Origin of the sequence: Methylococcus capsulatus str. Texas = ATCC 19069, from assembly GCF_000424685.1 — a bacterium.
In the GTDB taxonomy this organism is placed as follows: domain Bacteria; phylum Pseudomonadota; class Gammaproteobacteria; order Methylococcales; family Methylococcaceae; genus Methylococcus; species Methylococcus capsulatus.
Genome location: NZ_AUKJ01000017.1, coordinates 184,838 through 206,882, shown reverse-complemented (window position 1 = coordinate 206,882; position 22,045 = coordinate 184,838). Strand labels below are relative to the sequence as shown.

23 protein-coding genes and 1 tRNA gene are annotated in these 22,045 nt (G+C 63.6%); 5 read left to right on the top strand and 19 right to left on the bottom strand.

All coding sequences use genetic code 11. The annotated features are described in order from the left end of the window. Nucleotides 1-64: 64 nt before the first annotated feature. A complete protein-coding gene (locus H156_RS0105505) occupies nucleotides 65-997 on the top strand; it encodes a histone deacetylase family protein (RefSeq protein ID WP_017366162.1) in 933 nt (310 codons plus the stop codon). Between the two features lie 21 nt (nucleotides 998-1,018). Here H156_RS0105505 and H156_RS0105500 read toward each other — a convergent pair whose 3' ends face one another. The 12 genes from H156_RS0105500 to H156_RS0105445 all read right to left on the bottom strand — a co-directional run bounded on the left by H156_RS0105500 (nucleotide 1,019) and on the right by H156_RS0105445 (nucleotide 12,904). Next, nucleotides 1,019-2,347: a UDP-glucose dehydrogenase family protein gene (locus H156_RS0105500; RefSeq protein ID WP_017366163.1), complete on the bottom strand. Its 1,329-nt coding sequence runs from the start codon at nucleotides 2,345-2,347 to the stop codon at nucleotides 1,019-1,021. A gap of 32 nt (nucleotides 2,348-2,379) precedes the next feature. Continuing rightward, the gene (locus H156_RS0105495) at nucleotides 2,380-3,561 is read right to left on the bottom strand and encodes an O-succinylhomoserine sulfhydrylase (protein WP_017366164.1); all 1,182 of its coding nucleotides are present in this window, start codon (nucleotides 3,559-3,561) and stop codon (nucleotides 2,380-2,382) included. 13 nt (nucleotides 3,562-3,574) lie between these two features. Further along, a complete protein-coding gene (gene purF, locus H156_RS0105490; protein WP_010961712.1) occupies nucleotides 3,575-5,083 on the bottom strand; it encodes an amidophosphoribosyltransferase in 1,509 nt (502 codons plus the stop codon). Nucleotides 5,084-5,119: 36 nt separating this feature from the next. Continuing rightward, the gene (locus H156_RS0105485) at nucleotides 5,120-5,653 is read right to left on the bottom strand and encodes a CvpA family protein (protein ID WP_017366165.1); all 534 of its coding nucleotides are present in this window, start codon (nucleotides 5,651-5,653) and stop codon (nucleotides 5,120-5,122) included. Between the two features lie 3 nt (nucleotides 5,654-5,656). After that, the gene (locus H156_RS0105480) at nucleotides 5,657-6,460 is read right to left on the bottom strand and encodes an SPOR domain-containing protein (RefSeq protein WP_017366166.1); all 804 of its coding nucleotides are present in this window, start codon (nucleotides 6,458-6,460) and stop codon (nucleotides 5,657-5,659) included. Beyond that, nucleotides 6,453-7,748 (bottom strand): bifunctional tetrahydrofolate synthase/dihydrofolate synthase, encoded by a 1,296-nt coding sequence (gene folC / locus H156_RS0105475; protein ID WP_017366167.1) that lies wholly within the window; start codon nucleotides 7,746-7,748, stop codon nucleotides 6,453-6,455. The genes H156_RS0105480 and folC overlap by 8 nt, the downstream gene beginning before the upstream one ends. Nucleotides 7,749-7,751: 3 nt before the next feature. Further along, nucleotides 7,752-8,726, bottom strand: a complete 975-nt coding sequence (gene accD, locus H156_RS0105470) for an acetyl-CoA carboxylase, carboxyltransferase subunit beta (RefSeq protein ID WP_010961716.1) — start codon at nucleotides 8,724-8,726, stop codon at nucleotides 7,752-7,754. A gap of 14 nt (nucleotides 8,727-8,740) precedes the next feature. Next, the gene (gene trpA / locus H156_RS0105465) at nucleotides 8,741-9,544 is read right to left on the bottom strand and encodes a tryptophan synthase subunit alpha (RefSeq protein ID WP_017366168.1); all 804 of its coding nucleotides are present in this window, start codon (nucleotides 9,542-9,544) and stop codon (nucleotides 8,741-8,743) included. Further along, a complete protein-coding gene (gene trpB / locus H156_RS0105460; RefSeq protein ID WP_026046052.1) occupies nucleotides 9,541-10,752 on the bottom strand; it encodes a tryptophan synthase subunit beta in 1,212 nt (403 codons plus the stop codon). Before trpB ends, trpA begins: the two co-directional genes overlap by 4 nt. After that, nucleotides 10,727-11,395, bottom strand: a complete 669-nt coding sequence (locus H156_RS0105455) for a phosphoribosylanthranilate isomerase (protein ID WP_010961719.1) — start codon at nucleotides 11,393-11,395, stop codon at nucleotides 10,727-10,729. The genes trpB and H156_RS0105455 overlap by 26 nt, the downstream gene beginning before the upstream one ends. Then, nucleotides 11,392-12,207, bottom strand: a complete 816-nt coding sequence (truA, locus tag H156_RS0105450; protein WP_017366170.1) for a tRNA pseudouridine(38-40) synthase TruA — start codon at nucleotides 12,205-12,207, stop codon at nucleotides 11,392-11,394. The genes H156_RS0105455 and truA overlap by 4 nt, the downstream gene beginning before the upstream one ends. A 229-nt stretch (nucleotides 12,208-12,436) precedes the next feature. Beyond that, nucleotides 12,437-12,904 carry a cysteine rich repeat-containing protein gene (locus H156_RS0105445; RefSeq protein WP_017366171.1) on the bottom strand — a complete coding sequence of 156 codons (468 nt, stop codon included), beginning with the start codon at nucleotides 12,902-12,904 and terminating at the stop codon, nucleotides 12,437-12,439. A gap of 292 nt (nucleotides 12,905-13,196) precedes the next feature. On the opposite strand from H156_RS0105445, the gene H156_RS0105440 reads away from it, so the two are divergent. Next, nucleotides 13,197-13,865, top strand: a complete 669-nt coding sequence (locus tag H156_RS0105440; RefSeq protein ID WP_017366172.1) for a protein-methionine-sulfoxide reductase heme-binding subunit MsrQ — start codon at nucleotides 13,197-13,199, stop codon at nucleotides 13,863-13,865. Nucleotides 13,866-14,100: 235 nt separating this feature from the next. On the opposite strand, the gene H156_RS0105435 is transcribed toward H156_RS0105440, so the two are convergent. The 5 genes from H156_RS0105435 to H156_RS0105410 form a co-directional block, all read right to left on the bottom strand. Further along, nucleotides 14,101-14,661, bottom strand: coding sequence for a hypothetical protein (locus tag H156_RS0105435; RefSeq protein ID WP_026046054.1), 561 nt, complete (start codon nucleotides 14,659-14,661; stop codon nucleotides 14,101-14,103). A 334-nt stretch (nucleotides 14,662-14,995) separates the two neighbouring features. Beyond that, nucleotides 14,996-15,322: a hypothetical protein gene (locus H156_RS0105425; RefSeq protein WP_228370200.1), complete on the bottom strand. Its 327-nt coding sequence runs from the start codon at nucleotides 15,320-15,322 to the stop codon at nucleotides 14,996-14,998. A gap of 179 nt (nucleotides 15,323-15,501) precedes the next feature. Beyond that, complete coding sequence (locus H156_RS0105420; protein WP_017366175.1) at nucleotides 15,502-15,717, bottom strand: hypothetical protein; 216 nt, start codon at nucleotides 15,715-15,717, stop codon at nucleotides 15,502-15,504. 378 nt (nucleotides 15,718-16,095) lie between these two features. Next, nucleotides 16,096-16,172 (bottom strand) — tRNA-Met (locus H156_RS0105415). A gap of 54 nt (nucleotides 16,173-16,226) precedes the next feature. Next, nucleotides 16,227-16,679: an Rrf2 family transcriptional regulator gene (locus H156_RS0105410; protein WP_010961728.1), complete on the bottom strand. Its 453-nt coding sequence runs from the start codon at nucleotides 16,677-16,679 to the stop codon at nucleotides 16,227-16,229. 159 nt (nucleotides 16,680-16,838) lie between these two features. Between H156_RS0105410 and H156_RS0105405 the strand changes: the two genes are divergently transcribed. After that, complete coding sequence (locus H156_RS0105405; RefSeq protein ID WP_017366176.1) at nucleotides 16,839-17,243, top strand: group I truncated hemoglobin; 405 nt, start codon at nucleotides 16,839-16,841, stop codon at nucleotides 17,241-17,243. A gap of 26 nt (nucleotides 17,244-17,269) precedes the next feature. Beyond that, nucleotides 17,270-18,244 carry an FAD-binding oxidoreductase gene (locus H156_RS0105400; protein WP_017366177.1) on the top strand — a complete coding sequence of 325 codons (975 nt, stop codon included), beginning with the start codon at nucleotides 17,270-17,272 and terminating at the stop codon, nucleotides 18,242-18,244. On the opposite strand, the gene clcA is transcribed toward H156_RS0105400, so the two are convergent. Together clcA and H156_RS0105390 are read right to left on the bottom strand one after the other, a co-directional pair. Continuing rightward, the gene (gene clcA / locus H156_RS0105395; RefSeq protein WP_238536902.1) at nucleotides 18,222-19,553 is read right to left on the bottom strand and encodes a H(+)/Cl(-) exchange transporter ClcA; all 1,332 of its coding nucleotides are present in this window, start codon (nucleotides 19,551-19,553) and stop codon (nucleotides 18,222-18,224) included. The genes H156_RS0105400 and clcA overlap by 23 nt on opposite strands. Further along, entirely contained in the window at nucleotides 19,534-20,220 is a 687-nt protein-coding gene (locus H156_RS0105390) for a DUF2490 domain-containing protein (protein WP_238536903.1), read from the bottom strand. The genes clcA and H156_RS0105390 overlap by 20 nt, the downstream gene beginning before the upstream one ends. Nucleotides 20,221-20,406: 186 nt before the next feature. On the opposite strand from H156_RS0105390, the gene acpA reads away from it, so the two are divergent. Then, entirely contained in the window at nucleotides 20,407-21,927 is a 1,521-nt protein-coding gene (acpA, locus tag H156_RS0105385) for an acid phosphatase (protein WP_017366180.1), read from the top strand. The last annotated feature ends 118 nt before the right edge of the window (nucleotides 21,928-22,045 follow it).

The window sequence follows — 22,045 nt, the reverse complement described above, 5'->3', positions numbered from 1 at the left end:
TCTTGCGGGAAACATGGGAGGCTATTATATGGAATAACCCGCTCCGAAACGGCATGCGCAGACCATGACGACGCTCTATATCAGCCATCCGGTGTTTCTCCGCCACGACACCGGTCCCGGCCATCCGGAAGGTTCGGTGCGCCTTGCCGCCATCGAAAGCGCTCTCGCCGCTCCGGAATTCCGGAGCCTGCGGCGTCTCGAGGCCCCCCGCGCCGACATCTCCCGGCTCGAACTGGTCCATTCCCGGCGGCACATCGAACGGGTGTTCGCCTCCCTCCCCCAGACCGGCCATCACTTCGTCGATGCCGACACGGTAGTCTCGCCGGAGTCGGGAGAAGCCGCACTGCATGCAGTCGGCGCGGTATGCCTGGCGGTGGACGAGGTGATCGGGAAACGGGCGCGCAACGCCTTCTGCGCGGTGCGTCCGCCGGGGCATCACGCCGAACCGGATGCGGCCATGGGCTTCTGCCTGTTCAACAACATCGCCATTGCCGCCGCCCATGCCCTCGCCAGCCACGGACTGCAGCGTATCGCCATCGTGGATTTCGACGTGCACCACGGCAACGGGACCCAGGCCGCGTTCAGACGCAATCCGCAGGCGCTGTACGTTTCGACCCACCAGTATCCCTGGTATCCGGGGACGGGCAGCGCCGAGGAAACGGGCGTCGGCAACCTGGTCAACATCCCCCTTCCGGCGGGCACGGACTCCGCAGCCTACCGCGAAGCCGTCACAGCCACCGCCTTGCCCGCCATCGACCGTTTCCGCCCCGAGCTAGTGCTCATCTCCGCCGGATTCGACGCCCACCGCGACGATCCGCTGGCCGACCTCGCGCTCACCGAGGACGACTACGGCTGGATCACGGCGGAACTCATGAAGCTGGCGGATCGCCATGCCGGCGGCCGTATCGTATCCGCCCTCGAAGGCGGTTACGCCCTGGAGGCTCTGGGCCGGAGCGCCGCGGCCCATGTCCGGACGCTGCTCCTCCCATCATCCTGAAATCCCGGCTGCAGCGGCCGATCAGACTGAGCCTCGCCCGATGGCGAAATAATCGAAACCCTTGGCCTTCATGTGTGCTGGATCGTAGATGTTGCGGCCGTCGAACACCGCGGGACGGGTGAGGGACTGCTTGATTTCGTCGAAATCGGGACTGCGGAACACGTTCCATTCGGTAACCACCGCCAGCGCATCGGCGCCTCGCAGGGCCGATTCCGGCGAATCGCACAGGATCAGGTCCGCCCGGTCGCCATAGATGCGATGGGCTTCCTCCTGCGCCACGGGATCGAACGCCCGTACTTTCGCCCCCGCCCGCCACAGCGCTTCCATCAGGGTGCGGCTGGGTGCTTCGCGCATGTCGTCGGTGTTCGGCTTGAAGGCCAGTCCCCAGACCGCTATGGTCTTGCCGGCCAGATCGCCCCCGAAATAGGCGCTGATTTTCTCGAACAGCTTTTCCTTCTGGCGGTCGTTCACGGCCTCCACCGCCTGCAGCAACTGGGCGGGATAACCGGCATCGCGGGCGGTACGCTCCAGTGCCTTGACGTCCTTGGGGAAACAGGAGCCGCCGTAACCGCAGCCGGGATAGATGAAATGGTAGCCGATGCGCGGATCGGAACCGATACCGACCCGGACCTTCTCGATATCTGCGCCCAGCCGCTCGGCGAGGTTGGCCAGCTCGTTCATGAAGCTGATCTTGGTGGCCAGCATGGCATTGGCAGCATACTTGGTCAGCTCGGCGGAGCGGATGTCCATGCACACCATGCGGTCGTGGCTACGGTTGAAAGGGGCATAGAGGGCGCGCAGCAGTTCCGTGGTGCGCGGGTTATCGGTGCCGACCACGATCCGGTCCGGCTTCATGAAGTCCTCGATGGCCGCGCCTTCCTTCAGGAATTCCGGATTGGAGACCACGTCGAACTCGATGGCCACACCACGCCGGGCCAGCACCTCACTCACCGCGCCGCGCACCTTGTCCGCCGTTCCCACCGGTACGGTGGACTTGTTGACGACCACCCGGTATTCCTGCATCCGCTCGCCGATGCTGCGCGCCACGGCCAGCACGTATTGCAGATCGGCCGAGCCGTCCTCGTCGGGCGGCGTGCCGACGGCGATGAACTGGAACAGGCCGTGGCTCACGCCCAGGTCGATATCGGTGGTGAACTGCAAGCGGCCGGCCACCATGTTGCGTTTGATGATGGTATCGAGGCCGGGCTCGTAGATCGGCACCTCGCCCCGCTCGAGGCGTTCGATCTTGCCAGCGTCGATGTCGATGCAGACGACGTCGTTGCCGACTTCGGCCAGACAAGCGCCGGTAACCAATCCCACATAGCCGGAACCAAAGATGGTGACTTTCATGCAGTTTCCTTAGGAAATGAGAAAAAAGGACCTCAGGCGAAGCGAGCCAGATCGGCCTGAATATCGGCGAGGTTCTCCAGTCCAACCGCGATGCGGATCAGCCCGTCGGCGATACCGGCCGCTGCCCGGGCTTCCGGACTCAGACGGCCGTGAGTGGTAGTCGCCGGATGGGTGATGGTGGTTTTGGCATCGCCCAGATTGCCGGTGATCGACAGCAGCCGGGTGCTGTCGATCAGACGCCAGGCAGCCTCCTGTCCGCCCTTGACCTCGAAGCTGACGATGCCGCCGAAACCCGATTGCTGGCGGGCGGCGAGTTCATGCTGGGGATGGCTGGCGAGTCCCGGATAATGCACCCGCTCGACCCAGGGCTGCGCCTCCAACCAGCGGGCCAGGCCGAGTGCGTTCTCACAATGGGCTTTCATCCTGAGATTCAGCGTTTCCAGGCCCTTGAGGAACACCCAGGCGTTGAACGGACTCATGCTGGGGCCGCCGGTGCGCAGGAATGGGTAGATTTCGGCGTCGAGCAGTTCGCGCCCGCCGACGATGGCCCCGCCTACGCAGCGGCCCTGGCCGTCGAGGTACTTGGTGGCCGAATGGATCACGATGTCCGCGCCCAGCGCCAGCGGCCGCTGCAAGGCCGGGGTGCAGAAACAATTGTCCACCACCAGCAGGCAGCCGCGGGCGTGGGCGATTTCCGCGAGCCTTGGGATGTCGGCGATTTCGGTCAGCGGATTGGAAGGCGTCTCGATGAACAGAAACCGGGTCTCGGGCCGGATGGCCGCGGCCCAGCCATCGTAATCGGTGAGACCGACGAAGGTCGTCGGGACCCCGAACTTGGCCAGGTAATTCTGGAACAGCAGGGTGGTATTGCCGAACACGCTGCGCGAACACACCACGTGATCGCCTGCCTTCAGCAACCCGAACGCGGTACTGGCAATGGCCGCCATACCGGAGCCGACCGCGACGCAGCGCTCCCCACCCTCCAGCGCCGCCAGCCTCTCCTCGAAGGTCCGCACCGTGGGATTCGTGAAGCGTGAATAGATGTTGCCCGCCGCCTTGCCGGCGAAGCGCTCGGCCGCCTCGGCGGCGCTGGCGAACACGTAGCTGGAAGTGGCGAAGATCGGCTCCGCATGCTCCTGCTCCATCGTCCGCCGTTGCCCGGCGCGCACGGCCCGGGTCTCCATGGCGAATTCGTTCCAATCCAGATCGTCCACGGCTCCTGCTCCTTTAGACGGTGTTGTAAAGATCGATGGCGGTCGCGGCCGCATCCCGTTTGGCCTTGGCATGATCCGAGCGGTGCTCGCTCAGGCGATCGAGATAGGCCTGATCGATGTCACCGGTGACGTAATCCTTGTCGAAGCAGGAGGTGTCGAAACGGGGGATCGACGGGTTGCCCTTCTGTACCGACTCGACCAGATCGGCCAGATCCTGATAGACCAGCCAGTCCGCGCCCAGCGCTTCCCGTACCTGTTCGTCGGTCCGGCCGTGGGCGATCAGCTCCTCGACCGCCGGCATGTCGATGCCGTAAACATTAGGGTAGCGCACCGGCGGCGAGGCCGAGGCGAAATAGACCTTGCGGGCGCCGGCGTCGCGCGCCATCTGGATGATCTGGGTCGAGGTGGTGCCACGCACGATGGAGTCGTCCACCAGCAGCACGTTCTTGCCCTTGAACTCCAGGTCGATGGCGTTGAGCTTCTGCCGCACGGACTTCTTGCGCAGGGTCTGCCCCGGCATGATGAAGGTACGGCCGATGTAACGGTTCTTGATGAAGCCTTCGCTGTATTTCACGCCCAGCCGGTTGGCGAGCTGCAGCGCCGAAGTGCGGCTGGTGTCCGGGATGGGGATGACCACGTCGATGTCGTGCTCGGGGCGCTCCCGCAGAATCTTGTCGGCCAGCTTGTCCCCCATGCGCAGCCGGGCCTTGTAGACGGAGATGTCGTCGATGATGGAATCCGGCCGGGCGAAATAGACGAACTCGAAGATGCATGGGGAATGGACGACGTGTTCGGCGCACTGGCGGATATGCAGGGTACCGTCCTTCTCGATCAGGACCGCCTCGCCGGGCGCCACATCCCGAACCAGCTCGAAGCCGAGCACGTCCAGAGCCACGCTCTCGGAAGCGATCATGTAGTCCTTGCCGAACCGCCCCTCCCGCTCGCCGAAAACCAGAGGGCGGATGCCATGCGGATCGCGGAAGCCGACGACGCCGAAACCGGTGACCATCGCCACCACGGCATAGGCACCGCGGCAGCGCCTATGCACCGCGGAAACGGCCCGGAACACGTCGTCCGGCGATACCCGCAGCTTGCCGATGCCCTGCATTTCATGGGCGAAGACGTTGAGTAGAACCTCCGAATCCGAATCGGTGTTGATATGGCGCTGATCCTGTCGGAACAGTTCGCGTTTGAGCCGGGCCGCATTGGTCAGATTGCCATTGTGGGCGAGCGAGATGCCGTACGGGGAATTGACATAGAACGGCTGCGCTTCAGCGGTGCTGGAACAGCCGGCAGTGGGATAACGCACGTGGCCGATGCCCATCGTGCCTTTCAGCTCCACCATGTGGCGGGTGTGGAACACATCCCGCACCAGACCGCTCTCCTTGCGCAGATGCAGCCGCTCCCTCTCGCAGGTCACGATACCGGCGGCATCCTGGCCGCGATGCTGAAGCACGGTGAGCGCCTCGTACAGTTCCTGATTGACCTCATCGTTGGAAACGATACCGGCAATTCCGCACATAGCCTGAACCTGTAAAGCGATTGAACGAAAGGGGACTCAAGGATAGGCCACCTGACCGGCGATTTCAGCCGGCAGCAGCGTCTTGATCCACAGCGCCATGGATTGAAACGGCGGAATGAGGCGCGACTCCTGCCACCATGGGTCCCGGGGCAACGGAGTAAACCCGGCCAGGAGCACCATGACCGATACGAGCAGCACGCCACGCGTCAGCCCGAACACCATCCCGGCCAGCCGGTCGGTCCCCCCCAGACCGGTGCCCGTCACCAGCCGACCGAGCAGAAAACCGGTGAGACCGCCCGCCATCAGACTGACCAGGAAGATGGCGACGAAAGCGACGCCGAGCCGCAGCGAGGGCAGCGGAATCAGGGATTCGAGAGGGACCGCCAGATCATGGCTGAAACGCAGCCCCAGCCACACCGCCGCGGCCCAGGTCGCCAGCGAGAATACTTCCCGCACCAGCCCTCGGGTCAACCCCACCAAGGCGGACAAGCCCATCACCGCAATGATGAGATAATCGACCCAGCTCAAAGCACCCGCGACCGCCGTGCCCGGCGCGACCTGCGGCAACATCGACTAGCGGGGGCGGGACGGCACCAGATAGCCACGGATGCCGGCGACCGACTCGAGCTGACGCAGCACCTGCTCGGCCCGGGCCTTGTCGGGCTCGGGTCCGATCCGGACACGGTAGGTCACCTTGCCAGTGCTGCCGTGGACGGTTTCTGCGTAGGCGGACAAATTGTTCTGGCGCAACTTCTCGACCAGCGCCTTGGCATTGGCCTCCTCGACGAAGCTCCCGGCCTGCACCAGCCAGGCCGAAACACCGGCGGCGGGCGCTGCGGCGGGTGGAACTTCCGGCTTGCGGAGCGCCGGCTCAGCCGACCCCGCCTTTGCCGGCGGCTTGCCTCCCGTGACGGCCGGCACGGCGATCGCCGCGGGCATCTTCTTCGGTACCGACGGCCTGACCGTGGGTTTCACCGTCGGTGCCGCCTCCATGGGCGCCATGTCTTCCTCGACGAACCCGTCGGCCGGCGCCTGTTCTGCTTCAACCGTCTGACCGGGTTTCTCCTTTTGCGGGACAGCTCCGCGCTTCGGCGAAGGTGGAACCGTCCCCGCTCCGGCGACACCGTCTTCACCACCCGTGATCGGAATGATGCGATCCGCCCCTTCGGCCTCCACCGGCTCGGCCGTCGCGACCTCCTCCACCGAGCGCGGCAGTTCGACCGGCTGCTCCTCCATGTCCTTGGGCATCGGCGGAATCTCGGCCACTTCCGGGCGGGACGGCCCCGGCTTCTCGTCGAACAGCATCGGCACGAAAATCACGGCCAGGGCGACGATGACCGTTGCGCCGATCAGCCGTTGTTTCAACTGTTCATCCATACGTTTCCTCGAACTTTGGAGGGATGGGCTCGATTCGGGCCAGATACTCGGCGACCAGGAAAAACGAGCCGAACACCAAAATGATCGAATCATTCTCGGCGTTTCGACGGACCCTTGCAAACACCTCGGCGGCATCCGCGAAACCCTGCTGCACGTGGCTTATGCCGAGCGCCGAGAACACCGGCAGCAGGATTTCCGGCGTCGCGGCCCGCGGCAGTTGCAACGGCGCGAGATACCAGTCATCCACCAGATCGCGGATGCACTCGACCACGCCGCGGATGTCCTTGTCGCGCATCATGGCGAACACCGCGTGCACCGGGCGTCCCCGCTTGAACTGCCGCAGGAACTCCGCGAGCACGCGCACTGCATGGGGATTGTGCGCGACGTCCAGCAGCACCGTCGGCTCGCCTTCCTGTATCTGGAACCGGCCCGGCAGATGGACGCTGGCCAGACCCGCCCGGACAGCGGCTTCCGGCACCGGAAGGCGGGGCCGGATGGCCTCGATCACCTGCAGAACGGCGGCCATGTTGAAATACTGATGGTCGCCCCGCAGGCACGGCTCGGGCAGCGCCGCATGGGTTTCCCCGCGCCCGTACCAGGTCCAGCCGTCGTTTTCCCTCCGGAACGAGAAATCGCGGCCCTGCATCAGCAAATCCGCTCCGATCGCCTCCGCGTGCCGCAATACCGTGGCCGGGGCGTCGGGATCGCCCAGGATGCAGGGCCGCGACGGCCGGAAGATGCCGGCCTTCTCCAAGCCGATGGCCTCGCGGGTCAACCCCAGCCATTCCTCGTGGTCGATGCCGATGCTGGCGACCAGCGCAGCATCGGCATCGACGATGTTCACGGCATCGAGCCGCCCGCCGAGACCGACCTCGAGGATCTGCACGTCGAGTTCGGCGCGCCGGAAGATGTCCATCGCCGCCAGCGTACCGAACTCGAAGAAACTCAGCGTGGTGTCGCCGCGCACCGCTTCGATCCGTTCGAACGACGCGCAGATGGCCGCGTCGTCGACCGGCGTCCCATCGATGCAGATGCGCTCGTTGTAGCGCAGGATATGGGGCGAGGTATAGGCGCCGACGCGGTAACCGGCCCGACGCAGGATGGTATCCAGCGCCGCGACGCAGGAGCCTTTGCCGTTGGTGCCGCCGACGGTGATGGTAAAAGGCCGGTCCTGAGCCGGATTGAGTGCCCGGTAGACCCTGCGAACCCGTTCCAGCCCCAAATCGATGGCCTGGGGGTGCAAGGTCTCCTGCCAAGACAGCCACTCCCCGAGAGTCGAGAAGCGCATCGGCTATTCGGCTTCCGGGTCGTCCATCGGCAACGCGGAAAGACAACGGGCCAGATCGGCCTCTCCGGCGCCCTCCCCGATCGCCGGCGGCGCCTTCGCCGCGGCGGGTGCGACAGCCCGGCCGTCGCGGGTCATGAGAGCCAGGAGCGCGGCGATGCGCTCACGCAGATCGCGGCGGTCGACGATCATGTCGACGGCACCGTGTTCGAGCAGGAATTCACTGCGCTGGAATCCTTCCGGAAGTTTCTCCCGCACCGTCTGCTCGATCACTCGGGGGCCGGCGAAACCGATCAGGGCGCCCGGTTCGGCGATGTTGATGTCGCCCAGCATGGCGAAGCTGGCCGAGACCCCGCCCATGGTCGGATCGGTCAGGACGGAAATGAACGGAATCCTCGCCTTGGACAGCCGCCCCAGCGCGGCGCTGGTCTTGGCCATCTGGAACAGCGACAGCAACGATTCCTGCATGCGGGCGCCCCCGCTGGCGCTGAAAACGACGAATGGAGCACCGTGTTCGAGACTGTGGTTGACGCCGCGTACGAAACGCTCGCCGACCACCGAGCCCATGGAGCCCCCCATGAACTCGAAATTGAAAGCTCCCGCCACGACCGGCAGTCCGAGCAGCTGCCCGGCCACGACGATCAGCGCATCTTTTTCGCCGGTTGCCTTCTGGGCCTGCTGCAAGCGGTCCTTGTACTTCTTGCTGTCCTTGAATTTCAGCGGATCCAGGGGGGCCAGCCCCTCACCGATCTCCAGCCGGTTGCCCGGGTCGAGAAACAGATGGAGGCGCTTGCGCGCGGAAATGCGCATGTGATGCGAGCATTTCGGACAGACCTCGAGATTGCGCTCGACCTCCGACTTGTACAGGATCGCATTGCAGCTCGGGCACTTGCACCACAGCCCCTCGGGCACCGTGCTCTTGGTCGAGGCCTCGGTGCGGATCTTGGAGGGAACGAGTTTATGGAACCAGCTCAAAGTCATGACTTCTCTCGGCTTCAGGTATCCAGCGCGCGCCGCATGACGGCGAGCAAGTCGACGATGTCCTTGCGCGCCTGTTCGGGCCGGTCCTGAGCCGCCGCGATCTTCTCCACCAGAGCACTGCCCACCACCACGGCATCGGCGAACCGCCCTATGGCCGCCGCGGTCTCGGCATTCTTGACGCCGAAACCGACCCCGATCGGCAGGTCGGTCAACGACCTGATGTGGGCGATCCGGCTTTCCACTTCGGCGAGGTCGAGGTGTGACGCTCCGGTCACCCCCTTGAGGGACACATAGTACAGATAGCCGCGACCGAGCGCCGCCATCCGCTGAACTCGGGCGTCCGAACTGTTGGGTGCCAGCAGGAAAATCGGGTCGAGCCCGGCCCTGTGCAGCATCGGTACGAACTCCCCCGCCTCTTCCGGCGGCATGTCGACGGTAAGCACGCCGTCGACGCCGGCATCCTTGGCACGATCGACGAAACGCTGGTACCCCATGCACTCGACGGGGTTGAGATAGCCCATCAGCACGATGGGCGTCGTCCGATCGGCACGGCGGAACTCGGCCACGAGATCCAGGGTCTTGCCAAGGCTCATATGGTGAACCAGCGCGCGCTCGCTGGCTTTCTGGATCACGGGACCGTCGGCCATGGGGTCGGAAAACGGCACGCCCAGCTCGATGACGTCGGCACCGGCCTCGACCATGGCATGCATGACCGGCACGGTGAAACCGGGCTCCGGATCGCCGGCAGTGATGAACGGGATCAGGGCCTTGCGGTTGGCATGACGCAGGACCTGGAAAGTTGAGGTCAGACGGCTCACAGAACGATGCCCTCCCGGGTGGCGATGGTGTGGATATCCTTGTCGCCACGGCCAGACAGGTTGACCAGGACGATCTTGTCGGAACTGAGAGTCGGCGCCAGCTTGAGGGCGTAGGCCACGGCATGGCTGGATTCCAGTGCCGGGATGATCCCCTCGGACCGGGTCAGGATGTGGAACGCCTCGAGCGCTTCGGCGTCGGTGGCACTGACATAGCTCGCCCGGCCGCAGTCCTTGAGCCAGGCGTGTTCCGGCCCGACGCCCGGATAGTCCAGCCCGGCGGAAATGGAATGGGTCTCGATGATCTCGCCGTCTTCGTCTTCCATCAGGTAGGTACGGTTGCCGTGCAGCACGCCGGGGCGGCCGGCGCTCAGCGGAGCCGAGTGGCGACCGGTTTCTATACCATCCCCGGCGGCCTCGACCCCGTACATGGCGACCTCGCGGTCATCGACGAACGGATGAAACAGGCCGATGGCATTCGAGCCGCCGCCCACGCAGGCGACCAGGGCATCGGGCAGACGCCCCGTCATCTCCAGCATCTGCCGGCGCGCCTCGCGGCCGATCACGGCCTGGAAATCGCGCACCATGGCGGGATAGGGATGGGGACCCGCCACCGTACCGATGATGTAGAAGGTATCGTCGACGTTGGTCACCCAGTCGCGCATGGCTTCGTTCAGCGCGTCCTTGAGCGTCCGGGAACCCGACTCGACCGCTATCACGGTGGCGCCGAGCAGCTTCATGCGGAATACGTTGAGCGCCTGGCGCTGGACGTCGACCGCCCCCATGTAGACCACGCACTCCATCCCCAGCCGGGCCGCCACGGTGGCCGTGGCCACGCCGTGCTGGCCCGCACCGGTCTCGGCGATCACCCGCCGCTTGCCCATGCGCTTGGCCAGCAGTGCCTGGCCGACGGTGTTGTTGACCTTGTGTGCACCGGTATGATTGAGATCTTCGCGCTTGAAGAAGATCTGTGCGCCGCCGAGCTCCCGGCTCAGGCGTTCGGCATGATAGATCGGTGAGGGGCGGCCGACGTAGTGGTTCAGATCGTGATCCAGCTCGGCGAGGAATTCCGGGTCCTTCAGGTAGCGATGGTAGGCGGCTTTCAGCTCTTCCAGCGGCTCCATCAAGGTCTCGGCGACGAAAATGCCGCCGTAAGGTCCAAAGTGGCCGCGCTCATCGGGCAGGTCATAGGGCTGAATCTCGTCTTGCATGATCAAAATCGTATACCTCGCGTAAAAACGCCGCCATTTTGTCGTGGTCCTTGATTCCCTTCCGCGCCCCCTCCACGCCGCTCGATACATCCACCGCGTAAGGCTTTGCCGTTTCCAGTGCCTCTCTCACATTGGTCGGCGCGAGCCCGCCCGCCAGGATCAACGGCAGGCAGCATCCGGCTTCGGCCCTGCGCCAGTCGAACGTCATGCCGGTCCCGCCCTGCTCGCCCGGCTGGTAGGCGTCGAGCAGCAAACCGGCGGCGCCAGCGTACCGGCGAGCCTCGGCCCCGACGTCGACACCGGGCATCATCCGCAAGGCCTTGATGTAGGGCCGCCCGAAGCCAGCACAGTATTCGGGGGATTCATCGCCATGAAACTGCAGCAGATCGATCCGCACGGCACTGCAGACCTCCCGCACTCGTTCCGGCTCGGCATCCACGAACAGTCCCACCACCGTGACCAGCGCCGGGACGGCCGCGGCGATGGCCTGCGCCTGACCAAGGCCCACGTTGCGCGGGCTGGGACCGTAGAACACCAGACCCAACGCATCGACGCCCAGAGCCACCGCGCAGGCCGCGTCCTCGGCCTGCGTGAAACCGCAAATTTTAACCCGAGTTCGCCCGGAGGGGTATGCCGGCATCATGATTCGTCATCGGGCTGGTAGCGGCGGGCGTCCGCCGGCAGGTGTTCGAAAACGGCGTCGCGCGCCAGCCCGAATTCTTCCGGATAACACACGCCTCCCAGGTAAAGCCCGTCCGGCGGCGCCGTGACACCACCCTTGGCGCGGTCCCGCATGGCCAGCAGTTCGCCGACCCAGGCCGGATCGTGCTTGCCCGCCCCCACCGCCATCAGTACCCCAGCGATGTTGCGCACCATGTGATGGACGAAGGCGTTGGCGGCGATTTCCATGATCACCCTTTCACCCTCCCGGCGCACGTGCAGGAAATGCACGCGCCGGAAAGGGCTGCGGGACTGGCATTGCTGCGCCCGAAAAGACGAGAAATCGTGTTCGCCGACCAGATAGGCCGCACCTTCCCGCATCCGCTCGACGTCCAGGGGCGCGTGGCACCAGGTGAACTGGCGGGGCCGCAAGGCGGAACGCATGGGCCGGTTCAATATCTCATAGCGGTAGTAGCGAGCGATCGCGCTCAACCGGGCGTGGAAATGAGGTTCGGTTTCCCGCACCCAGAGGATCCGCACGTCCTCCGGCAGCGCGGTATTGGCCCCCAGCAGCCAAGAGCGCTCACTGCGCCGGCTCTCGGTGTCGAAATGCGCCACCTGCTCGATGGCATGGACTCCCGCATCGGTGCGCCCTGCGCATGTGACTCGCACGGGAGCGTCGGCGACCCGGCTCAAGGCCCGCTCGACCTCGGCCTGAACGGTGCGCTTACCGTTCTGCCACTGCCAGCCGGCGAAACCGCTGCCGTCATATTCTATGCCTAAGGCGATCCTCATGTTTCAGGCCCGATTCGAGGCGCGCTATCGTACCAGAAACGCCCCGCCGGTTTATCCACAGATTCTGTGGATAATTCTGTGAGCCCCCTGCAGACCGCCTTGTCAACTCATTGATTTGATGAGACACGACCCACCCCTGACAAAATCGAGACACCACCGGGGCGGGTCTTGGGGACCCTGTATCGGCGAAGAGGGGGCGGCTGCGCCGACACGGACGGCATCGAGCCCCTTATTTGACTTTGTTCAAGCCCGTATCCTGGATCGCCTGCTCACAGCGCGAGCTGACCTTGGCTTCATTCTTTTCCAGGCAGGCCAACAGCCGCCCTTCGCCGGGATCGACATTGGCACAGTATTTGTCAAGATCGTCGTCGCATTCTGCGGCCACATAGCTCAGAGCGTTGACTTCACGCTGAAGCTGGGCCGCGGCATCGTAAATGGCGTATTCGCAGCGCGTGGATAGCTTGTCCTGGTAGGCGTAGAGACAGGCCAACTGACGTCCGTCACCGGGCATCACGTCCTTGCAGAACTTGTCGAGTTCGGCCTTGCAGCCGGTTTTGAAAGTCGAGACCGGATCGTCGACCTGAGCCTGCTCCAGGGGCGCAGAAGCCTTGGTCTCGGCCTTCTTCGCCGCACAAGCGGGTTGTGTCATGAACGCCGCCAGCAGCAGGCCGGCGAACAGATATCGTGCACTGTACATGAGATGTTCCCTATTGATTGGGTGATGAGACGAATCGCGCACCCCCACTCCCGCAAGTCCCGGCCCGAGCCGGCCCTTCCGCTGGCGGCGCACATCCGGCATTGTAGCCAGACACCCCGGGAAAACCTATCCGGCTTGAAACCGGGTTCGTCCTAACGGCCGGGGACAGCCGTTTTGCAAAATGCAGAAGGTGGGTGGAAAATAACCAAGTGGCATACTCAACCATGCCAGGTCATACTCCACCTCCGCCGCTCATCGAACACACGAGGAGTCAACCCAGGTTTATCCCCCCATGAAGCCTCCGTCCGAAGCCACCATCCGGCTGCTCAACCGAGGACTGTTCGTCGCCGGTACGGCTCCTTTTCTCTTCCTGGCAGCGGGCGGCTTGACTCACGGCCTGGGCGCCAATCCCGTCGAGACCATTTCCCACGGCAGCGGCCTGTGGACATTGCGATTCCTGCTGGGCACCCTCGCCATCACACCGTTGGCCAGATTCCCCGGCGGACACTGGCTCATTCACCTCCGCCGCACGACCGCTCTGCTGGCTTTCTTCTACGCCTGCCTTCATGTCTCGAGCTATCTGATATTCGATCAGTTATTCGATGCCCGCGAAATTTGGCGGGACATCGTCAGGCGCCCCTTTATCTCCGCCGGGATGACGAGTTTCCTGATCATGGTTCCATTGGCTGCCACCTCCAACCAGGCCATGGCCCGACGCCTTGGCCACAGAAACTGGCGCCTGCTGCACCGGTGGGTATATGTGTCCGCGGCGGCCGGCGTATTCCATTATTTCTGGCTGGTCAAACGGGATACCTCGGGTCCGGCCTTGTACGCGGCGATCCTGGCGATCGTCCTGTGCCTGCGACTGGACGAAGCCACCCGACGGCGGGCTGGCCGCCCTTCCGCCACTGCGCCACGACCATCGATTGCTGATCCCTCGGCGCCTCAGCCGACGGATTAGCGCCGGCACCTGGCAACGAGACTCCGAATTCCCACCCGTGGATGTACCAACCGGGAAGCCACCATTGTCACTGCGCGCAAATCAAAAATTGGCGGTTTCGAGTACCGAGGGCAACGGATGTTGCACTCGGTTGTCGAGTCCGCCCACCATGAAAAGCGGGCGCCAACAACCGGCGCCCCCTTATCAAATGCCGGCTGCGGCTTGAAAAGCCGTGCGCTGCTGCGACCGCCCGCCGTCAATGCTCCGGAACGCCCTTGACATCCTCGTTCCAGATCGGATTATCCCGGTCCTCCGGGTCGAGCTTGACCACGTCCTCCGGGAAAATATGCCAGAACGAACGATCGATCGCGCCCTCCTGGTAATGGCCTTCTTTCCGTCCGTGAAAAAAGGGACACCACCAGTTCTCCACCAACTTGACCAGATAAGCGTGCCACTCGAACAGCCCCACACTGAAAGGACAATACCAAGTACAATTAAGCACCCAAAACAGCCTGGACTGGGTGGGACTGAGCCTGTAGCCGGGCCGCATGACGATCTGGTTTGATAGCTTATATCGGAAACTGGCCCGATCCGGCAAAAAGTCTTTCAACGTCTTTATGTTTTCTGCGCCCATCAGCTTGAGATGGAAATAACTGACATAGGCGCTGATCATCACGAAAGGCAGAGTCAGGATAGGCAGATAAATCAAGAATACCCCTAGAATGCGCGTTGCATACGGGATTTGACCATGATTCTTCCCGATCACGACGCGGTTCTCGCCAATCCCTGATGGATCACAAGTTTCGCACTTTTTCATTTCGAGCCTCAGCCAAAGCGTTCTAGTTCTTATCGGTGCGGTCCAGACAGTCCCGGGACGGCACCACATACCCTCTGTTTCCGACTCCGGCAAAGATCGCCCGCCGGTCGCGGCAGAGAAACTATGAGGTCGAAAGCTCCGCGTCAAGCGGCATAGCGCAGGAACGGCCCGAATCGTGGCACCGTGAGAGGCTCACCGGCGGCGAGCGCCAGGGCGGCGCCGGAGCCGACGAGCTGCGGACGGGTTTTTGCGCCGAACGAGGCGAAACCGCTTTTTCCTCGGCCGCCTCCTGCGTTTCGGGCCAGGAGGGAGGTCACCCGGACATCGAGGTGGATTACTGCATGCCCTTCTTCAGAGCATCAAGCAATTTGCTGCCGGCGACCGCATCATCGCTGCCTACCAGCACCATCACGGTCATGTGGTCACCCATTCGAATGCACTCGACCACTGCCAGAGTCTTGTCGGTCCAGGAACGGACGGAATCAACGTCCTTACTGACCCTACCCGTCGTCAGCGACGACATGAGCGACTCGCCCCGGCTCACGCAGTCGGCCTGGCTCAGGCTCGACCGTAAATGATCCCAGTACATGTTGGGGGTGGCCAAGGCGGCTTCAGACGCGCCCAGCAGGGCGGCCGACATCAGAAAAGATTTCGCAAACACGGTCGGTCCTCCTCGTCTTTACATTCAAGAAACGGGATCCGCTTCGGGAGAGCTTGCCGGTAGAAGCGGAGGCTCGCCTTGTGATCTGCATCTTACGTCGACCCTGATGAACCTGCCCAGCGGAAAAATGGGCGCCGCCGGCATCGGCCTGTTACTCGCGATCCCGGCCGACTTTCATGTCAGGCTTCGAAAGAAGTATGAGTATGCAAAGCATCGGGCCTGTGGCTCGGCGAGTTGCCGCCGGCATGCCGTTCCTTGTAAAGGAGATAGATGAAAACCGCCATCAGCCCGATCAGAATCCAATATTTCAACCAAAACAGGAACTTCAGTTTAGCCAGAAGTACCGGATGGCCGAGGAGATAAGCGTTGAATTCAGCGAAGAAATTTTCGATCACGGTACACGACCTCGCAGCTCTGCCGGCCGGTCGTCCGGCTTCATTTTAGCGTTTTGGTGCATTGCGCGCCGCCTCAAGGAACGAGGCGGCCGGGACCCTTGGTGACGCCCAACGCCCCTTTTTACTTCGAGCGCACACATATTTACAAAGATTAGACCACGGCCGGGCACATCCAGTTCCAGGCAGGACCATGGACACAAAAAGCTCATGCGGCAAATGGTCCGCTGGTTTGGATGAAGCGGAGCGAAGACCGACAGGAAGATCGCCAAGGCACTCTCGACCCGCTCTGGACTCAAAGCGATTGGTCGGATCCGGCCAGAGGAAATGGCCGTGCAGAAACGAAAAAAGGCTTGCGATGGCACGCAAGCCTTTGAATTTTGGTAGCGGGGGCAGGATTTGAACCTACGACCTTCGGGTTATGAGCCCGACGAGCTACCGGACTGCTCCACCCCGCGTTTGGTGAAGGAAAATTATACCCGTGTGTTCCCGAGACTTGCAAGCCCTATGAGTCACATCCTAGCCCCCCTCGGTGCCGGGGACTCGCCTTCCGATCCCGAGCCCATGCGGGCTGCATCGGCCAGCGTGTGGCGTTCGAGCGCGGCCAGGAAATCTTTCCGCGCTTCATAGAGGATGGCCTTGAGGAAACAGCCCCGGTCGATCCGGCAGTGACTGGCCTTCGGATCGAAACATTCGACCAGATTCATGTTCGGCTCGGTCAGGCGTACCACCTCGGCGATGGTGATGGTATCGGCCGGACGCGCCAGCCTCAGCCCGCCGCCCTTGCCGCGCATCGTCACGAGCAGGCCGGCATTGGCCAGAGTGTTCACCACTTTCACCAGGTGATTCCGCGAAATCCGGTAGTACTCGGCGATTTCCGGGATGGTCGCCATGCCGGGTTCCGGCAGGCGAACCAGATAAATCAAGACCCGCAGCGAGAAATCCGTGAACTGGGTCAGTTGCATGGCTGATACCTGTTTGGACAGCTGACGATAGCATAACACGCGCTCACAGAAGGGCTTGACACGAGCTCGTGTCGATCCTAAATTTATATTTGCGATGCATCTTATAACAGCATTCGACTCCAGTGCGTCGCATTCGCATAAATCGACTAGGAGAAGCTCATGACCGAAAAGAAACTCGCCGACTGGTGGAACGAATCCCATGGCTCACTCTATGAAAAACTGGGAGGAGAAGCCGCGGTGAACGCAGCCGTGGACATCTTCTACCGCAAGGTACTGGCCGATCCCCGCATCAACCGGTTTTTCGAGGGGGTCGACATGGAGAAACAGGCTGCCAAGCAGAAGGCATTCCTGACCATGGCGTTCGGCGGGCCGCACAATTACACCGGCATGGACATGCGGCGCGGACACGCGCACCTGGTAAAGCAGGGCCTGAATGACGTCCACTTCGATGCCGTCATGGAACACCTCGGCGCCACCATGAAAGAGCTGAACGTACCCGATGAGCTGATCGCACAGGCGGCGGCGATCGCCGAGAGTACGCGCAACGACGTGCTCGGCCGCTGAGTCGAGGAATCGACAGGAGCGCCACCATGACGAGCATCACCTACGGCGGAAACACTTATCCCCTCGACAAAGACCAGTCTGTCCTGGATTGTCTCGTCGGTCACGGCGCGCCTGTCCCCTTCTCCTGTCGTAGCGGGGTCTGCCAGACCTGCCTGATGCGGGCCGTCCGCGGCGTGCCGCCCGAGGACTCGCAGCGGGGGCTGAAAGACTCGCTGAAGCTTCAGAACTATTTCCTCGCCTGCGTCTGCCATCCGACCAACGATCTCGAAGCGGCGCTTCCCCAAGATGTCGTGAAATCACTACCGGCGACCGTCACGGCGCTGGAACCGCTCAACAGCGAGATCATGCACGTGTCGCTCGAATGCCACGCCCCCTTGGAATACCGGGCCGGGCAATTCATCAATCTGTTCCGCGAACCCACGCTCGGGCGAAGCTACTCCCTGGCCAGCGTGCCGCAGCACGATGAGCATTTACACCTGCACGTGCGGCGACTGCCACAAGGTAAAGTCAGCGGCTGGATACACGAACACCTGCGCATCGGCCAGACGGTGGAAATTCGGGGGCCGAGCGGCGACTGTTTTTACGTGCCCGGCCGGCCGGAGCAGGAGCTGGTACTGATAGGCACGGGGTCCGGCCTGGCTCCCCTCTACGGCATCCTGCGCGACGCCCTGCAGCGAGGACACAGCGGACCGATCCGTCTGTTCCACGGCAGTAGAAACCGGGCGGGCCTTTATCTGACCGACAGGTTGAGGGAACTGGCGAGGGAATATCCGAATTTCGACTACGTTCCCTGCGTTTCCGGCGAAGAACCGGCGCCTGGCTTGGCGGCAGGCCGCGCCCACGAGATTGCTTTCATGGAGATCCCGGACTTCAAGGACAAGCGTCTGTTCCTCTGCGGCCATCCGGAGATGGTGAGCGCGGCGAAAAGACGCGCCTTCCTGGCGGGTGCTGCGATGAAGGACATCTATGCCGATCCGTTCAACGTGAACGCCGCCCCCTAGATTCCCTCAGCTCCCGCTCCAGCAGCGCTTCGTAGATCGGCAGATCGTGGAGACGGGCGGCGACCGCCTGCGCCGCGAAGCAGGCCGCCAAAAGCGGCAGGATGAGCGCATAGTTGCCGGTCATTTCGATCATCAGCACCACGCCGGTGAGCGGCGCCTGGACGACGCCGGTGAACAGAGCCGCCATCCCGGCCACTGCGAAAACCTTGGGCTCCACAGGCAGCACCGGCGCCATCTGCTGGATGAGCATTCCGGAACCGAGCCCGAGCAGAGCGCCCAGCAGTAGTATCGGCGCGAAGATGCCGCCAGCCGCCCCGGTGGCGTAACTGCCGATGGTCAGAGCAAACCGGGCAGCGAAGTAGAGCGCGACCAGACTCGGCGCCAGGCTGGCTTCACCGTCCAATATCCGGCCGACCAGCCCCTGACCGCCGCCCAACAGATCCGGCGCCAGCCAGCCGACCAGCCCGATCGAGCCGCCCCAGCCCAGCCAGAACGCTTTGCGCGACCCCGGACGGCCCGGGCACAGCCGCTGGACCGCCAGCAAAGTGCGATTGAAAGCGACACCAAGCAAACCGCACGACACACCCAGCCCGACGAACACCGGCAGCGTCGTCAGTGAGGGAGCGCCGGAAATCCCGACCCGGAATGCCGGCAACTCCCCCAAAGCCAGACGACAGACCGTGTCCGCGGCGAGACAAGCGACCGCCGCGGCGAAAAACTCCGGGGACGAACATCGTTCACGCAACTCCTCGAGCACGAATATCAGCCCCGAAAGCGGCGCATTGAAAGCCGCCGCCAGACCGGCCCCGGCCCCCGCCGCGATCAACGCGCGACGTTCGTCGGGGGATGACGAACACGCCGTAGCCACGCCCTCCGCAACCGCCCCACCCATCTGCACGGTCGGCCCTTCCCGTCCCAGAGTGAGTCCTCCACCCATGCCGATCAGCCCGCTCAGGAACTTGACCGCCAGCACCCGGGCCCAGCGGAACCCGCGCAATCCCATCAGCACCGCCTTCACGTGCGGGATGCCGCTGCCGGCCGCTTCCGGCGCGAACCGCTCGACCAGCCAGGCCGCCAGGAATACGCACAGGGCCGATGCCGCTGCAGCGATGGCCAGCCCCGATGCACCGTAGCCGTGCGCGAAGTCCTGCAGTCGGGCGCGCCATGCTTCGCCGGCATCCATCCCGAGATGGAAACCGACCGCGGCACACCCGGCCAGCAGGCCCGCCAGCAAGGCGCGCGGAAACAGGTGCCGCCGCTCCCGATTCAGGCGGACGAACCGCTCCGCCTCAGTCATCCAGGAAGACATAGTGAAGATCGAACTGGATGTTGTGTGTCCAGACATCGGCGGTGCCCGGCGTACCTGCCATGTATTGGCCCAGATACCCGAAATCCACGCCCAGATTCCGGCTCAAGCGATAGGAAATACCGGAGAAGATCCGGTTCTGGCAGAATCCGGCCGGCCCGAACAGGCTGTAGTTCGGACACACCATGAGTTCGTCCCCCATGTAAAACTCCGCCCCCTCGGCCACGAAGCGTACGGGATGGCTCCAGGTCACCGCCTCGCGGAAACGGATGCCGACTTCACCACCCTGTTGCAGCACCCGCTCCTCGAGCCGGGTCCTGCTGACCAGTTTCCCCCCAACCGCTTCATGGGTGAGCACCGCCTCGAGATACGGGCGATTTTCCTGATAAGCCGGCTGGTCCACCGGATGCAGCCAGGTGTGAGCGTAACCGATGCCGAGATAGAACCGGGGGTCGACCTGATAGCCCACCCCCACCCAGAGCAAGTCCTCGTACATGCGCCAGGCATTCGGCGGATTGTCGTCGCGCAGGCGAACCTGATCCCGCACATACCACTTGAATTTGCGCCAGTCCGGAGACACGCTACCCAGACTGCCCAGTAGGCTCAGCGAAGTCCAGGCACCGGCCATGCCTTCGATTCCGCCGGCACCGGCCGCTTGACACGCTGCCATCAGCAGCGACGCTCCAAGCGGAAAACCGGCCGTCGAACGCATCCAACCCGCCCCTCTATTCGAACCGCTGAATCCGGTGCATGCCCGTTCGCCGGGCCGTGTTTGAATTTGAAATGGAACGGCCTAAGGACTTTACTTGGAGACTCACCCCGCCGCCTTCGAAAATACGCGCAAAGGATAACCCATATGTCCCGTTCCCCCTTCAGACACTGGCCCCTCGCCGGCCTCACCGGCATCCTGCTGAGCTGTGGCGGCTGCAGTCCCGGAGCCCAACAGGCCAGGCCGGCATCCGGCGCGGACGAAGCGCTGAACCGAATCGAGCACATCGTCGTGATCTACGCCGAGAACCGCAGCTTCGACAACCTTTATGGCCTCTTCCCCGGCGCCAACGGTATCGCCAACGCCAGCGAGGAAGCCAAGCGTCAGATCGATCACGACGGCACGCCCCTGCCCTATCTGCCGCCGGTCTGGCTGGTCGGCGATGCCCGACCCGACCCGGCCTTCCCGGCCCGACTGCCGAACGGCCCGTTCCGGCTCGACGCGCCGCCCGTCGGCATGGCACTGGCGCAGAAAACGCGCGACCTGGTCCACGCGTTCTACCAGAATCAAGAACAGATCAACGGTGGCCGGATGAACCGCTTCGCCGCCGTCTCGGACGCCGGCGGCCTCGTCATGGGCTATTACGACGGATCGAAGCTCCCGATGTGGGACATTGCCCGGGAATTCACCCTGGCCGACAATTTCTTCATGGGCGCTTTTGGCGGCTCGTTCCTCAACCATTTCTGGCTGGTCTGCGCATGCACTCCGGTGTTTCCGGATGCACCGCCGGAGCGGGTCGCCCGGCTCGACGCTTCCGGTCGCCTGCTCCGCGCGCCCGACTCTCCGCCCAGCGCCCTGCAGGGACCCGCCAGATACACCGTCTCGCGCGTCACACCGGATGGCTACGCGGTGCTCAATGAACAGCCGCCTTACCAGCCCAGCGGCATCCCACCCGCTGCCGGCGGCGACCGCCGTCTGGCCGATCCGTCCAAACACCCCTTGCCACCGCAGTCGTTCAAAACCATCGGCGACACCCTGAGTGCGAAGGGCGTGACCTGGGCCTGGTATGCCGGCGCCTGGAACGCCGCCGTCGAAGAAGGTATGCGGGATACGCAGCCGCGCCAAGTGATCTATGGCAAAGGGGAGAACTCGCCGAACTTCCAGGCCCACCACCAGCCTTTCAATTATTTCGCCCGCTATGCCCCGGGCACACCAGAGCGGGCCGAGCACCTGAAGGATGGCGCGGATTTTCTGTCCGCGATCGAAGCCGGTACCCTCCCCCAGGTCAGTTTCTACAAGCCGCAGGGCAGATTGAACGAACATCCGGGCTACGCCGACGTCCTCGCCGGGGATGCCCATATCGCCGGCCTGGTCCGCAAGATCCAGGCAAGTCCGCTCTGGCCGACCACGGCGATCATCGTGACCTATGACGAAAACGGCGGCTTCTGGGACCACGTTGCCCCGCCCAAGGGCGACCGTTGGGGCCCCGGTGTCCGCATCCCGGCGATCGTCGTGTCCCCCTTTGCCCGGCGGGGGTATGTCGACCATACGCCGTATGACACGACCTCGATCATCAAATTCATCACCCGCCGCTTCGGTCTGGAACCGTTGCCAGGCGTGCGCCCGAATGCCGGGGATTTGACCCACGCCTTCGATCTCGGCCCGTGATTCCGCGCAGAGCATCACACCGTCAGGCAGATCGGCCGAAGACCGGCACCGGCGGGCGAAACCGACCGGATGGCTTTGCACGATACCCCGGCCGCGGGTCCTGATACCTTCAACTCCA